10 protein-coding genes and 1 pseudogene are annotated in these 14128 nt (G+C 68.4%); 3 read left to right on the top strand and 8 right to left on the bottom strand.

Annotated features, from left to right (window positions below; translation table 11 throughout):
• Window positions 1-179 precede the first annotated feature (179 nt).
• The 6 genes from ACHQ4I_RS31930 to cobC form a co-directional block, all read right to left on the bottom strand.
• Window positions 180-2654 carry an FAD-dependent monooxygenase gene (locus tag ACHQ4I_RS31930; protein ID WP_420775596.1) on the bottom strand — a complete coding sequence of 825 codons (2475 nt, stop codon included), beginning with the start codon at window positions 2652-2654 and terminating at the stop codon, window positions 180-182.
• Window positions 2655-2969: 315 nt separating this feature from the next.
• Window positions 2970-4253, bottom strand: a complete 1284-nt coding sequence (locus ACHQ4I_RS31935) for a bifunctional RNase H/acid phosphatase (protein WP_420775597.1) — start codon at window positions 4251-4253, stop codon at window positions 2970-2972.
• An 81-nt stretch (window positions 4254-4334) separates the two neighbouring features.
• Entirely contained in the window at window positions 4335-5072 is a 738-nt protein-coding gene (locus ACHQ4I_RS31940; RefSeq protein WP_420775598.1) for a zinc ribbon domain-containing protein, read from the bottom strand.
• A gap of 370 nt (window positions 5073-5442) precedes the next feature.
• Window positions 5443-6087, bottom strand: coding sequence for a hypothetical protein (locus ACHQ4I_RS31945; RefSeq protein ID WP_420775599.1), 645 nt, complete (start codon window positions 6085-6087; stop codon window positions 5443-5445).
• Window positions 6088-6301: 214 nt separating this feature from the next.
• Window positions 6302-7423, bottom strand: coding sequence for a Nif3-like dinuclear metal center hexameric protein (locus ACHQ4I_RS31950; protein ID WP_420775600.1), 1122 nt, complete (start codon window positions 7421-7423; stop codon window positions 6302-6304).
• Between the two features lie 207 nt (window positions 7424-7630).
• Complete coding sequence (gene cobC, locus ACHQ4I_RS31955) at window positions 7631-8668, bottom strand: Rv2231c family histidinol phosphate aminotransferase CobC (protein WP_420775601.1); 1038 nt, start codon at window positions 8666-8668, stop codon at window positions 7631-7633.
• Window positions 8669-8712: 44 nt separating this feature from the next.
• Here cobC and ACHQ4I_RS31960 point away from each other — a divergent pair.
• Together ACHQ4I_RS31960 and ACHQ4I_RS31965 are read left to right on the top strand one after the other, a co-directional pair.
• A pseudogene (locus ACHQ4I_RS31960) lies at window positions 8713-9174 on the top strand (low molecular weight protein-tyrosine-phosphatase); the annotation flags it as partial.
• A 185-nt stretch (window positions 9175-9359) separates the two neighbouring features.
• Window positions 9360-10220: an SURF1 family cytochrome oxidase biogenesis protein gene (locus ACHQ4I_RS31965; RefSeq protein ID WP_420775602.1), complete on the top strand. Its 861-nt coding sequence runs from the start codon at window positions 9360-9362 to the stop codon at window positions 10218-10220.
• A gap of 147 nt (window positions 10221-10367) precedes the next feature.
• On the opposite strand, the gene ACHQ4I_RS31970 is transcribed toward ACHQ4I_RS31965, so the two are convergent.
• Complete coding sequence (locus ACHQ4I_RS31970; protein ID WP_420775603.1) at window positions 10368-11285, bottom strand: cobalamin biosynthesis protein; 918 nt, start codon at window positions 11283-11285, stop codon at window positions 10368-10370.
• A gap of 115 nt (window positions 11286-11400) precedes the next feature.
• On the opposite strand from ACHQ4I_RS31970, the gene sigJ reads away from it, so the two are divergent.
• Window positions 11401-12351, top strand: coding sequence for an RNA polymerase sigma factor SigJ (gene sigJ / locus ACHQ4I_RS31975; protein ID WP_420775604.1), 951 nt, complete (start codon window positions 11401-11403; stop codon window positions 12349-12351).
• Between the two features lie 261 nt (window positions 12352-12612).
• Here the strand turns inward: sigJ and ACHQ4I_RS31980 are convergent, their stop codons facing one another.
• Window positions 12613-14127 carry a serine hydrolase domain-containing protein gene (locus ACHQ4I_RS31980; RefSeq protein WP_420775605.1) on the bottom strand — a complete coding sequence of 505 codons (1515 nt, stop codon included), beginning with the start codon at window positions 14125-14127 and terminating at the stop codon, window positions 12613-12615.
• Window position 14128 lies beyond the last annotated feature (1 nt).

Genomic DNA, 14128 nt, shown 5'->3' on the forward strand with positions numbered 1-14128 from the left:
CGCAAACCTGTCCAGGACCCACCCCTGTTGACGCCGAACGCAAAGCTGTTACCACATATATCCAGTTTTCAGATAGCGCGAACTACCGACATCGCCATCGATGCCGGTACTTCGCGGTCGTCTGTGGGCGGGCTGACCCTTTCGAGCGACCTGCAAGCGGTCGCTGCTGGCCCGCGCTGTCAGATCACCGACAGCAGGGCACGCACACTCTCATCGGCGAGACGCTCGGCGCGCTCACGAGACACCGCGGGCTCGACATAGCCGACGTTGAACGACAATTCGCCGTGCGTGGCATTGGCGGTGGCCATGATGAAACCACTCACCGACATGCCCGAGACGAATTGCGCGCCCGACAGCTGCCAGGAGCCGATCTTGTCCGGGAACGTATAGCGGCCCAGGTAGGTCATACACAGATGGCCGGGACCGCGGGTGTCCATCAGCTTGACCGTGGATGCGCTGGCGGCCACCGACTTCGGCGCGGCGACCTGCAACAGATTCATGGCCGCGAGGTGGTCGCGGCGGTCCATCCGCGCGCCGTACTCGCGCTCGATCTCGCTGGCGATCTGCCACAGCGAGGACCACGGCGCGTACTTCGCCGGGGTCGCGATCATGCCCTGATAGGTTCCGACCTCGGTATCGGCGACCGCGCCGTCGAGATGACCGCGAAAGTTCACCGAACTGCCGACGGTGTACCAGGATTCCTTGTAGGTGCCCGACTCCCGGGCGGCCGCGATGAGCAGCGCCGCGGACAGCGCGGCCTGCAGGCCGACGCCGTTGCGCGCACAACCGGCGGTCAGCACGTCGAGCTGATCGGCGTCGAGGCTGCGGTGCACGACCCGGCTGCGCCGCCGCGCGGGCGGGGCCAGTTCGGTCGGCTCCAGTCGGCGCGGACGCTTCAGCTGCGACTTCTGATCGCGCAGCAGCGATCCCACGGTGCGGCCGAAGCCCTTGGCGCCCTGGAACTTGGCCGGGAACAGCGCCTCCGGCCCCGGCCGCACCGGTGCGGGTTCGAGTTCGACGCCCTCGCCCGCGGCGACCTGGAGCACCTGCTTGGCCACCGACATCGCGCTCTCGCCGTCGGCGATCGCGTAATGCAGGGTGACGATCAGATCGCTGGTCTCGTCGGTGGAATTGGCGATCAGCACGGCACGCGCGAGCGGGCCGCAGTGCCAGTCGAATGGCTCACGCAGTTCGACCTCGTCGACCTCGGTCAGCCAGGTGTCCGGATCCGCGCCATCGACCAGACGCAACGGAATCGGCGTCGGCACCGGCACGAAACGCGGTGCGGTGCCGTCGGGTTCGGCCGCCACCGCGACGCCGAGCAGCGGATGCCGCCGCTGCACCTCGTCCAGACCGGTCCGGACCTGCTCGGCGGTGATCGAGCCGTGCACCCGCACCCGGGCCAGAATGTGCAGCGGCGCAAGCTGATCGGCGATCCAGTGCCAGCGCTCCACCGGGGACAGCTGACGCGGCAGCCGCGCGGTCGGTCCCTCCAGCGGCGGGAACGACATCGGCTTGCCCAATTCGCGCAGGAAGAATTCGGTGGGTGCGTGCCGGAAGTAGGTGTCGCGCACCTTCACCAGCTTGGGATCGGTCGTCTGCTCGATCTTGCCGAGCGACCACGAGCCGTTGACGAACATGGCGGTCCGCTCGGCGCGCACCTGCTCGTAACGACGCAGGCCCGCAACGGGATCCAGCGAGGTCTTCAGCGTGTGGGCGAGCACGACCGCATCCTCGATCGCCGAGTTGGCCCCCTGGCCGAGGCTGGGCAGCATGGGGTGCGCGGCGTCACCGAGCAGGGTGACCCGGCCGCGGCCCCAGCCCGCGAGCGGCGGGCGATCCTGGCACGGCACGGCGAGCACATCGGCCCATTCGGTCTGGTCGATGCACGCGCGCACCTCCGGCGCCCAGTCGGCGTAGAGCCGCTGCAGATCTTCCTTGGTCCCTTGCCAATTGGCGGCCTCGTCGCCCGGCATGGTCATGGTGCCCCACCAGTAGACCCGGCCGTGGCCGATGTCGTGGATGCCGAAACGCATTCCGGTGCCCCAGTAGTGGGCGGAGTAGCCGCGCGGCACGGCCGGGTGTTCGAACGGGATGCAGGCCAGCCAGGCGACGAAATCGCCGGGGCGCGGTTCGGCGCGGCCGTGCAGTTGGGCGCGGACCATGGAGTGGATGCCGTCGGCGCCGATCAGCAGATCGCCCTCGGCTACGCGGCCGTCGGCGAATTCGACGCGCACGTGCTCACCGTCGTCGATGAACCGAGTCGCCTGTGCGCCAACATGAGTCGGGGTGTCGCCGATCGCGCGCAGCAGCACCGCGTGCAGGTCCTTGCGGTGCAGCGCGACGCTCGCCGCGCCGAGGCGGTCGTCCTGGCGGTGCACCGGGAGCACGCGAATGGGGGTGCCGTCGGGGTTGTTGAAGCGGAAGGTCTCGACCTTGCCGCCGCGCTCGAACAGTTCCTCTTCGATGCCGAGGCCGATCGCGCGCAGCGCCTTGATGCCGTTGGCCTGCACCGAAAGTCCGAATCCTTGGCCGCGCAGTTCGGGGGCCGCCTCATACAGTTCGACCGCGAAGCCCGCCTGTCGCAATGCGGCGGCCGTGGTGAGCCCTCCGATCCCCGCACCGAGCACGACAACCTTGACCGGACTACTCATTCGAACCTGCGCTTCCATCGACCCACTCGACAGCACAGGACGCCTTCATCTTTCGAAGCGGCCACCGAGCCACACTGCTCGCCGGCTCTCATCCCCCCGAGCAGCCCTGTTCGAAGACCATAGTCATCCCCGACCAGACAGGCGGGGCGGGATGCCTGTGCCTGACCGCCCCGAAGCCTACCGCTAAGACCGTGTCTGAAACGTTACTGAGTGAGATTCGCCCCAAAGGGCGGGTTTCGGCAGGCTAAATCTGTTGCGATGCGCCATAATTCGCGGTTCGCGGAAACATACGGATTGGTCGGATGCCCGAATTCCTCAGAGGTAGGAGGTGTCATTGACCAAGCGAACCGACGAGCCGCCGTCGGGATAGAACTCCGCGATCGACAGCGATGCCAGGTCCAGATGCAGTCGATACAGCAGCGACGGGCCGACGCCGAGCGCCAGCTGCAGCAGGGTCTTGATGGGGGTCACATGGCTGACCACAACGATGTTCTGGCCCGGGTACAGCGCGACCAGATCACGGCGGGCCGCCTCGACTCGTTCACGGACCTGGTCGAAGCTCTCGCCGTTCGGCGCGAATATCGAGGGGTCACCGAGCCAGCGGGCGTGTAGTTCCGGATCCCGTTGCGCCGCTTCCAGGAAGGTGAGCCCTTCCCAGTCGCCGAAGTCGGTCTCGATGAGGCCGTCGAGGACCCGCATGGGCACGTCGAGTGCGGTCGCGGCGGCCTCGGCCGTCTCGCGGGCGCGGCCGAGCGGTGAGGTGACCACGGCGGAGATGCCGCCCTTCGCGGCGAGCATCTTCGCGGCGCGGGCGGCTTGTTCGCGACCGAGGTCGGTGAGCGGCGGGTTGCCGCGGCCGGAATAGCGACGCTCCAGCGAGAGGGCGGTTTGGCCGTGACGCAGCAGCAGCAAGCGGGTCGGGCGGCCGGTCGCGCCGGTCCAGCCGGGGGGCTTTTCGGCGGCGGTCGGCGTGTCGCGTTCGGTGGCTCGAGCATTCGACGCGGTCGCATCCCTGGCTTCGTCGATCCAGCTCGGCAGTTGCTGTTCGTCGCCACGCGCTGAGGTCGGCTGCTCATCGGTCCAGCCGAGCAGTTGTTCTTCGGCCTCGCGGACCTCCTCCGCCAGGCTGGCGGCGGCCGCGCCGGCATCGAGCAGTTGCCGTTCGGCGGCATGCACCTCGCCGATCAGCGTCGCGTCGTCCATCGCCTCGTTGGCCAGTCGATCCGCACGCGAATTCTGTTCGCGCGGAATCCAGGTGAAGCTCACGCTGTCGAAACCGGCGACCAGCCTGCGTGCCCGGTCGGCGAGCGGAATCATGGCCGCGTGCTTGACCTTCCAGCGACCCGACATCTGCTCGACGACCAGCTTGGAGTCCATCCGCACCGCGACCGTGCGCGCGCCCAATTCGGCCGCCGCTTCCAAACCCGCGATGAGCCCGCGATATTCGGCGACATTATTGGTGCTGATGCCGATGTATTCCTTGCGCTCGGCGAGCACACGGGTGTGATCGGCGGCGAAGACGACCGCGCCGTAACCGGCCGGGCCCGGATTGCCCCGGGAGCCGCCGTCGGCCTCGACGATCACCTCGCGTTCGGTCATAGTTCCCCTTGCCTCATTCGACCTGCCGCCGGGAGCGGCGAACCCGAACCGGCGCGAGTACTGATACCCGCGCCGGGAACGTCACAAACCCGACTCTTTGGTTCGCACCAGGATCGCGCCGCATTCCGGGCAGCGCACGATCACATCGGGGGCGGTCTTGGCGATCCGCGCGATCTCGCCACGGTCCAGTTCGATCCGGCACGCACCGCATCGGCGCGCCTGCAACAGCGCCGCGCCCACGCCGTGCTGGGTGCGCTGACGGTCGTAGATGCTCAGCAGTTCGGCCGGGAACAGTGCGACCAAACCCTTGCGATCGGTATCGCAACGGCCCTGTGCCACATCGAGATCCGCCAGCGCCTCATCGCGCAGGCGCTGCGCGTCGGCGAGGCCCTGTTCGGTCTTGGTGAGCCGCGCACCCGCGTGATCGTGGTCGGAGGCCGACGCCTCGCGGCGCTCCATCACCTCCAGCAGCTCGTCCTCGAGCACCGAACGGCGCCGTTCCAAACTGCCCAGCTCGTGCTGAATCTCCGAAAGCTGTTTGGCGCCCACCGAGCCGGCGGTCAACATGCCGCGGTCGCGCTCCTCGCGCTTGCGCACCGCCTCGACCTCGCCCTCGAGCTTGCGAATATCGCGGTCGAGATCGTCCAACATGATCTCGACCGCCACCGCCGCATCCTTGTGCGCATTCCGCTCGGCCTCCAGCCGCGCCACCTCCTGCTGCTCGGGCAGCACGGTGCGCCGATGCGCGATCCGCGTCAGTTCGGCGTCGACGGCGGCGAGCTGAAGCAGCTTGGCCTGGACAGGTGGTTCGACATTCAACGCGGACAAACTCCTGGGCGCTATGGACGGATGGGGGCACGCGAACGCCGCGATGCCAGTGTTCAACCGTACCTCGGATGGCCCGCGATTCGGTCCCAGGACCTCGTTTCCTTCTGTTGGCGGCGTTTGCGTTGTCGCCGGTTCCCATGCCGGACCTGGTTCGACTGGTTCCCTGCATGGACGCCGCCGTCGCAGGTCGTGGCATGTTGGCGATGCCGAGATCCACTCCGCGGACCCCCGGTCGGGTCGGTGCGCTCCGGTTCAGCGATGTCGCAGGTCGCGGGCCGGCGCGGACTTTCACCACCGCCCTGAACGGGGCGGATGCACTAGCGCGGTAGCGACAGGGAAGACGTCGTATTCGGTCTCCGCATCAGCTTCCCTGTGCGCGGGGTTTGATGGCGTCGCGGGAAATGAAGACGTCGTAGGTGCCGGGGGTGGCGATCGCGGCGTTGCCGTAGGCGGAGCGGACGAAGGGGTCGGTCCACCATTTGTGGGTGCGCATATCGTTGAAGAAGTCTTGGTCGTCGCCATTGACGAAGATCTGGTTCTGGGTGGTGGCGACGCCGTCGAGGCGCTGGCCGTAGAGCCGGGTCACCTTGTATCCGGAGTGGAACCCGAGCGCGTTCACCCAGGGCTCCAACTCGACGATATTGGCCTGCAACACCCACAGATCACCCTCGACCTGATATTTCTCGTGCTTGTCGGGATGGTGCTCGTCGCCGTAGAGGGTGAGGTCGACCTCGAGCCGATGATCTTGGCCCGCAACCTGACTCACCACCACATGTGCCGCCTTGATCTCCCCGCTCAACCCGAGGAAGGTCTGCATGAGCGTCACGACCCACAGCAGCAGCACGGCGACGACGAGCAGCCCTAGTCCGCCCGCCCCGCGCCCGATCAAAACCCGCAATCCGACCTTGCGCACCATCACGAGCGCCGATATCAGCAACGCGACCGCGACCAGGATGATCAGCATCAGCCCGATCTGCACGATCCCGAAGTCCACCGGGAAATCCATGCGCTAGTTGTACCCCGCTCAGGTAGGTCGACTCACCCGAACCGGACACCCCTCCCACCAACAATCACGACACGCCCCGAACACGCCGCCGCAGTGCACACTTCGGGCGCGTGCCACCACCGCGGCCGATCTCCCTACTCGTCAGGTGTGCCAGCACCGAGCCCTTTGGTACGCGCTATCCCGACCACCGAGCCGCCCAGCGGCACGCGGGCGGTTACACGGTGGCGCTGATCGTCCAGGGATCGGTGCGCACGATGCAGACGCGGGTTTCGAGGTCGGGTAGCGCGGTCTGCACTACCGACTGCGCCTGTGCGCACCAAGGGAATTCGGTTGCCCAATGGGCGGCGTCGACTACGGCCGGGCCGCCGCGGCGCAGGTGTTCGTCGACGGGGTGGTGGCGCAGGTCGGAGGTGACGTAGGCGTCCACGCCGAGGCGCGCCGCGGTATCCAGGTAGGAATCGCCCGCGCCGCCGCAGACGGCGACGGTTCGGATCACGCGGTCCGGGTCACCGGCCGCACGCACGCCCCAGGTCGTCGCGGGCAACGCGGCGGCAACCCGAGAGGTGAACTCGCGCAAGGACTCCGGTTCGGGCAGGGTGCCGACCCGACCGATGCCGAGCCCGGATGGCAGCGCCGCGCGCTCGGTGACGTGGTAGGCGGGAGCTTCATAGGGATGGGCGGCCCGCAACGCCGCCAGCACGGCCGCACGCGCCGAGGGGGGCGCTATCACCTCGAGTCGATCCTCGTCGACCCGCTGCAATTCCCCGATCGACCCGACCGCCGGATTCGCCCCCGCCACCGGACGGAACTGCCCGACTGCCGGTACGCGCAGAGCGCAGTCACGATAGGTTCCGCTACCGCCGGCACCGGCCGCGAACAGCGCCGCCAGCACCGCATCGGTATGCGAGCGCGGCACCTGCACCACCCAATTGTCCACGGCGGCTACCGGTTTCGAATCCATCGGCCCGGTGACGGTGAGCCCGAGCGCCGCGGCAAGCGCATCGGAGACCCCGGGATCAGCGGAGTCCGCATTGGTATGCGCCGCGAACAGCGCACATCCGGACCGGATCAGCCGATGCAGCAGAGCACCTTTGGGCGTATCGGCCGCGACGCTGTCGACCCCGCGCAACAGCAGCGGATGATGCACCACCAAAGCCTGTGCCCGCCAAGCGATCGCCTCATCCACGACCGCGGCGGTGGCATCCACCGCGAACAACACCCGGGTCACCTCATCCCCCGGATCCCCGCACACCAACCCCACCGAATCCCACGACTCCGCCAACTTCGGCGGATAAGCCGCGTCGAGCACACCGATCAGTTCCGCCAGCGTCGTCACGACCCGCCTACCTCCACTCCATCGATGTCCCAATGACTTTCAACCGCACCGCGCGCACCGGCCATCGTTCGCCGATCGCCCTCATTCGCTGCCCGGCGCTGCACCATCCACCCGAACCGGCCGCAGCGACCAGCCGATCGACCTCAGCTCCCCCGGCTATGGGCCGGGTAATGCTCCCTGCGCAATGACAACCCGTCGGGGCCGACATCAGACCCCCGCCGCACGAATACCCGCGACCAATCGATCGACTTCGGCTGCACCACGGACGGCGACGCGCAGGTGGTCGGGTCCGAGTCCGGGGAACGTGTCCGCGCGGCGGACCGCAATTCCCTGCTCCGCCAAGTGCTTTCGCAGGAGCTCACCATCGGGTACGCGCAGTAGCAAGAACGGACCGTCGGCGGGCGTGTGGACTTGCACACCCAGTGCGGTCAGTCGTTCGATCATCGAATCCCGGTCGACGGCAATCGCCTGCGCTCGCTGCTGCGCGGCGGCGACCGCGCTCGGCTCGGCGGTCGCGGTGATCGCCTCGAGTTGCAGCGTCCCGAGGGGCCAGTGCGCGCGACCGTGATTCAGCCGGGCCAGCACGTCGGGTGCGCCGAGGAAGTAGCCGCAGCGCAGACCCGCCAGGGCCCAGGTTTTGGTGAGGCTGCGCAGGACGAGGATGTCCGGGGCGGTCGAGGCGGCCAGTGATTGTGGTTCGCCGCACATCGCGTCGGCGAAGGCCTCGTCGACCACGATGATCCGGCCGGGCCTGCGCAACGCGCGGATGGTGTCGGCGGGGTGCAGGACCGAGGTCGGATTGGTCGGGTTGCCGAGCACGACCAGGTCGGCCGCGCCGGGCACGAGCGCCGGGTCGAGCGTGTACGGCGGTTCGAGTACGACGCGGGCGACCGGGATATCCGCCTCCCGCAATGCCAGTTCCGGTTCGGTGAACGACGGATGCACCACCGCGGCCAGCCGGGGCGAAAGTCGAGGCAGCATCGCGAAACCTTCGGCCGCACCGGCCAGCAGCAGCACCTGCGCGACGGTGCGACCGTGCCGGGCCGCCACCGCGGTACGCGCGGCGAGTTCGTCGGCCGCGCTCGGGTACCTGCCGAGGTCGTCGAGTCGGGCGACCAGCCGGTCGCGCAGCCAATCCGGCGGGGCACTGCCCTGCACATTGACCGCGAAATCGAGCATGCCGGGATGCGCGTCGACGTCACCGTGGTGACGCAGTTTCGCGTGATCGACCCGTTCATCCGGCACGAGAAAACACCCTACGTGGCGGCCCATCGGGGCGACCGGCCAGAATGGCTGTCGTGGGTGAGCTGCACGTGTCCTTCGTCTGTACCGGCAACATCTGCCGATCGCCGATGGCGGAGAAGATGTTCGCGGTACATCTGTACCGCGAGGGGCTCGCGGACCGCGTGCGGGTCAGCAGCGCGGGCACCGACGGCTGGCACGCCGGACAGGACGCCGACGCCCGCACCAACGCGACACTGCGCCGCCACGGCTACCCGACCGGTCACGTCGCCGCAAAGTTCGGCAACCAACACCGCGACGCCGACCTCCTGGTCGCCCTCGACTCCGGCCACGAACGCCGACTAGCCATGCTCGGCATCCCGACGGACCGCCGCCGCCTGCTACGCAGCTTCGACCCGAACGCCGACTCCACCGACGTCCCCGACCCCTACTACGGCGACACCGCCGACTTCGACCTCGTCCACGACCAGATCGCCGCCGCCATCCCCGGGTTGTTGGACTGGGTCCGAGCCACCCTCGCCGCCCACAACGGCGACTCCCCGCGCAGCCAAGGGGCCGACCCGTTCGGCGACGCCGCGCGGACCCGGATTGCCGCGCCCGGCGACGAACCGAGCACGCCCCGCGGAGCACACCAGACCGAGCGCGAACCAGACCGGTCAGTCTCGTACGACCCGGTCCACGACGGACGCCCGTGATGCGCCGCCTGACCTTCCTCCTGCGCCCGAGCTGGCTCATCCTGGCCGTTCTCGTGGCGGCCTTCGCCTACCTCTGCTTCACCGTGCTCGCACCGTGGCAGCTCGGCAAGAACACCACCACCTCGCATCGCAACCAGCTGATCGCCGATTCGGTGGACGCCGCCCCGATCGACATCACCACGGTCCTGGACGACCAGGGCACCGACTCGCACTCCGAATGGCGGCGCGTCACCGCGACCGGCAGCTATATGCCGAACTCGACGGTGCTGGTCCGCCTGCGCCACCTCGACGGCGCCCCCGGCTACTCGGTGCTCGCCACCTTCAAGCTCGACGACGGCCGGATCCTGCTCGTCGACCGCGGCCTCGTCGCGGCGGTCGACGGATCCCGTCCACCGCAGATTCCGGACCCGCCCACCGGACCGCAGCGGATCGAGGCCCGAATCCGGATGTCCGAGGGTGTCACCCCCGGCAAGGATCCGCTGGTCCAGGACGGCTACCGCCAGGTGTACTCGCTGGACACCACCCAGGAAATGGCCGTCCTGCAAGAGCCGTTGACCGTCATCCCCACCGGCGAACGCGGCGGCTACCTGCAACTCAGCGAAAACCAGCCCGGCGCATTCACCCCCACTCCCCTCCCCCAACTCGACGCGGGCCCCTACCTCTCCTACGGCCTGCAATGGTTGGCCTTCGGCATCATGGCTCCCCTCGGCCTCGGCTACTTCGTCTACGCCGAAATCCGCGAACGCCGCAAGGAGAGGAACTCGGCCACCCCGGAACCGACGCCAACCGAAACCCCAACCCCCGCGCCGACTTCCACCAACGAACAACGTCTGGCCGACCGCTACGGCGGCACCCGCTAACCCTCGGGTCCATCAGCAATCACGCACCGGCCGAGACCGCTCCACGGTAGGTCGTGGATCGCCCGAGTTCGGCGCAATATTCGGCCGCGGCGACCCGGTTTCCGTCGATAGCCGCGATCGCACCGAGCAGGGGCATGGATACCAGGATCAGCGACGCAGAATCGACCAAAGGGCGGTCGTCAGAACAGCTCCCACTTGGACTGCCTCCGACATGCGTACGGCCCGACGAAGATCCGCCACCCCGGGCGCCGGGCCGTCACCGAGGGTGGGGCGCAGTTCGGTGCCGTAGCGGTACTGGGTGCGGCCGCCGAGGCGGACGCCGAGCGCACCCGCCATGGACGCCTCGACGACGCCCGCATTCGGACTGGGATGTCTGGACGCGTCTCGTTGCCAGGCCCGCAGTGCGTCCGCCGAGCGGCCGCCGACCATGGGAGCCAAGGCCGCGGTGAGCATGCCGGTGATCCGGGCGGGCAACAGATTCGCGAGATCGTCCACCCGGGCGGCGGCCCAGCCGAAGCGGCGATAGCGGTCGTTGCGGTAGCCGATCATCGCGTCCAACGTGTTGACCGCGCGATATCCGAGCAGCCCCGGCGCCCCGGCGACCGCACCCCACACCAGCGGGGCGACCGTCGCATCGGAGGTGTTCTCCGCGATGGATTCCAATGCGGCGCGGGCCAATCCGTCCGCATCGAGCACCTCGGGATCGCGCCCGCACAGCGCGGGCAGCAGCGCCCGCGCGCCCGCCAGATCGCCGGACTCCAGCCGGTCGGCCATCTCCTGCCCGGTACGCGCCAGGCTGCGTCCACCGAGCACCGTCCAGGTCGCCAGCGCCGTGGTCACCACCCCGCCACGCCGAAGCCCGATCCCGACCGCCGTCGCCGCGCCAACGAGCACCGCCGCGTGCACCACCCCCGCCGACCGTCGATCGGCATAGGTCACACACTCCAGCGCACTTGCCGCCGAACCGAATCCCGCCACCGGATGCCACCGGCGCGGATCACCGAACGCGCGATCGAGCACAAAGCCGAGCACCAGCCCGGCAGCGGTCGAGGTCCCCGTTTGCACCCGGCGAGGGTAGCGGGTCCGCCCTGATGTCACACTCGCCAGCCCTGCGTCGTCATCCTGGTGACGACCCATAAACTCGCCCCCGAGGGGGCCGGACGACCGAATGGCGAGACCAGTGACAGCAGAACAGCCCTCCTCTGAACCGATCGACCAAGCCGAGTTGGCTCGGCGTTTCGAGGAGCACCGGCCATATCTGCGCAGGCTCGCCTACAGCACGCTCGGCAGCCTCACCGACGCCGACGATGTGGTGCAAGACGCATGGCTGCGGTTGCAGCGCCAGTACGAGGCCGGGACCGCGGGCGAGATCGAGAATCTGCGCGCCTGGCTGTCCACCGTCACCGGCCGCCTCGCCCTCGATCACCTCGGCTCGGCCCGTGCCCGCCGCGAACAGTATGTCGGCGAATGGCTGCCCGAGCCGGAGGTCACCAACTGGGACGACCCGGCCGACCGGATCACCCAGGACGAGCGCGTCACCACGGCGCTGCTGGTCGTGCTGGAATCCCTTTCGCCCGCCGAGCGCACCGCGTTCGTGCTGCAGGATGTGTTCGGCATGAGCGGCCCCGAAGTCGCCGAGGTCGTCGGCCGCACCCCGGCGGCCGTGCGGCAGCTCGCCTCCCGCGCCCGCAAGCGCGTCGAGGATGGGACGCCGCGCTTCCCCGCCTCACCCGACGAGCAAGAGAAGGTCGTATCCGCCTTCGCGGTCGCCTGGCGTTCCGGTGATCTCAGCGCACTGCTCGGCGTGCTCGACGAGAACGTCAGTCTCACCGCCGACGGCGGCGGCAAGGTCCCCGCCATCCGCCAGGCCGTGCGCGGCGCCGAACTCATCGCGAAGATGCTGCTCGGCTGGTACCACGCACCATCCGCGGCGGGCGCCTGGGGCCGCGCGGTCCTGGTCAACGGTGCGCCCGGTCTGGTCGTCTTCGACGGCGCCCACACCGGCGTCTTCTCTTTCGTCGTCGACAACGGCCGCATCGTCGCCATCAATATCGTCCGCAACCCGGACAAACTGCACGACCTCCCCATCGAAGGCGCCCCCGACTGGTACCTCGGGCCGAACACCGAATAGCCCCACGCGGCCCGCACATTTCGATGTGCGGGCCGTCCCCGCAGACAGTGTCCGACACCTCTGCACCGGGTACCAACTCCAGCACGCCTCGGACCACCCATTGCACCTTCTCGCCCGAGCCACCGAGCGACGCCCCGGCCACTCGGCACACCTCTTCTCGCAGCCGCAAGCCCGTTTAGGCGGTGTGAGCCAGCGCAGAAGGCGTGTAGACGATCCCGCCCCCCGAAGTCACCGAGTTGCCCGCAGCACCGGTCCCAATGCTCAGGCAGGCGCTCCAGCCGCCGACTCCGCACGCTGGATATCGCCCCCAGACCGATTGCGTCGCAACATAATGAGCCACAACCCGCGAGCGAGGACAACGCTCACGCCCGCCAGCGCGGCGATGCCGAGGAACACCACGAGAGCCGGCCATACGTAGGCCACCTGCAGGAAGGTCGCGGCTCGACCGCGGAAGACGAGGGCCGCGAGTTGCGGCAGCACGGCCAGGATTCCGATCGGGGCCAGGTAGGGCAACTGCCGGAGTGCGATCAACCACGGGGGTCGGGCAGATTGCCGTTCGGCCCAGCGGCGCGATCGCACAACACAGAGCACACCGAGACCGAGAGTCACGAGCGTCAACGGCGCCATCCCCCAGTCCGCCCAAATCCCCCAGGGACGGTGCACATCCGGCGTCTCGCCGCGGGTCAGCTCGACCAAACCCTGCGCGATGATCCCGGGATCATCCTCGAGCGACATGCCGGTATTCGCAATGACGGCGATCCCATACCCCGTATCGGGCAACAGAACCTCATCGGCGGTATAGGTGAACCAATCGCCATTGTGCGAGAGCTGCACCCCGTGATCGGATTGCGCACGCCGCCAACCCATTCCGTAGTCGTCGTCGCCGATCCGGGATGGTGTGTGCATCTCGGTCACCGCCGCCGCGGATACCACCTGGCGCCCGTCGGGCGCTAGGCCGCCGTTGTTCTGAGTGATCAGCCACCTGGCCATATCGGCGGCCGTGGTGATCACGCCCTGGCTACCGCCGACGAACCAGTCGGGCTCGGCCATCGGTATCGCGAACCCGTACGCCCGAATGTATCCATGCGTCACGTCTTCGGCCGCACGCGACGTATCCACTGTCGCACTGTCCCGCATCCCGATGGGGCCGAACACATTCCGCCGCAGATAGTCCGCGAACGCTTCCCCACTGACCACCTCGACCAAGCGCGCGGCCACCTGATAGTTCGGGTTGTGATAGTTGAATCGCGTCCCCGGCTCGGCGGCCGATTTCGCCGTCCGCAGTCGCTCGACCGCCCCGGCCAGCGAATCCGCCTGCGGCCGCCGCAGATCGGGAAATGCGGTATCCGACATGCCCGATGTCTGATTCAGCAACTGCCGCACCGTGATCCGGTCACCGCGCGGATCGGCGAGCCGAAAGTCGGTGAGGTACTGACGCACTGGCGCATCGAGACGCACCTTCCCGGCATCGACCAACTGCATCACGGCCAACGCCGTCATGGATTTACTCACCGAAGCGATCGGCATTCTCGTCGTCGCGGCGACCGCCGAACCGGTGGAATCGTGACCATACCCCGCGACGTACACCACCTGATCCCCATGCGTAATGGCGATCGAAGCCCCCGGCAACCGGGTTCGCGAAAGGTATTCGGACATATACCGGTCCACCGCGGCCGGATCGACGCCCATCGGCGTCGCGACCGCCGCACCGGCGTACGGCAACAGCGTCAGGAGCAAGGCGATCACCATTGCGCAGGCTCGCCGCGGGTTGGTCACC

It is taken from the genome of Nocardia nepalensis (genome assembly GCF_048910785.1).
GTDB classification, from domain to species: domain Bacteria; phylum Actinomycetota; class Actinomycetes; order Mycobacteriales; family Mycobacteriaceae; genus Nocardia; species Nocardia nepalensis.

Coding starts and splice junctions, on each gene's coding strand:
- ACHQ4I_RS31930 (WP_420775596.1), bottom strand. CDS start 2,654: ATGAGTAGTCCGGTCAAGGTTGTCGTGCTCGGTGCGGGGATCGGAGGG.
- ACHQ4I_RS31935 (WP_420775597.1), bottom strand. CDS start 4,253: ATGACCGAACGCGAGGTGATCGTCGAGGCCGACGGCGGCTCCCGGGGC.
- ACHQ4I_RS31945 (WP_420775599.1), bottom strand. CDS start 6,087: ATGGATTTCCCGGTGGACTTCGGGATCGTGCAGATCGGGCTGATGCTG.
- ACHQ4I_RS31965 (WP_420775602.1), top strand. CDS start 9,360: ATGCGCCGCCTGACCTTCCTCCTGCGCCCGAGCTGGCTCATCCTGGCC.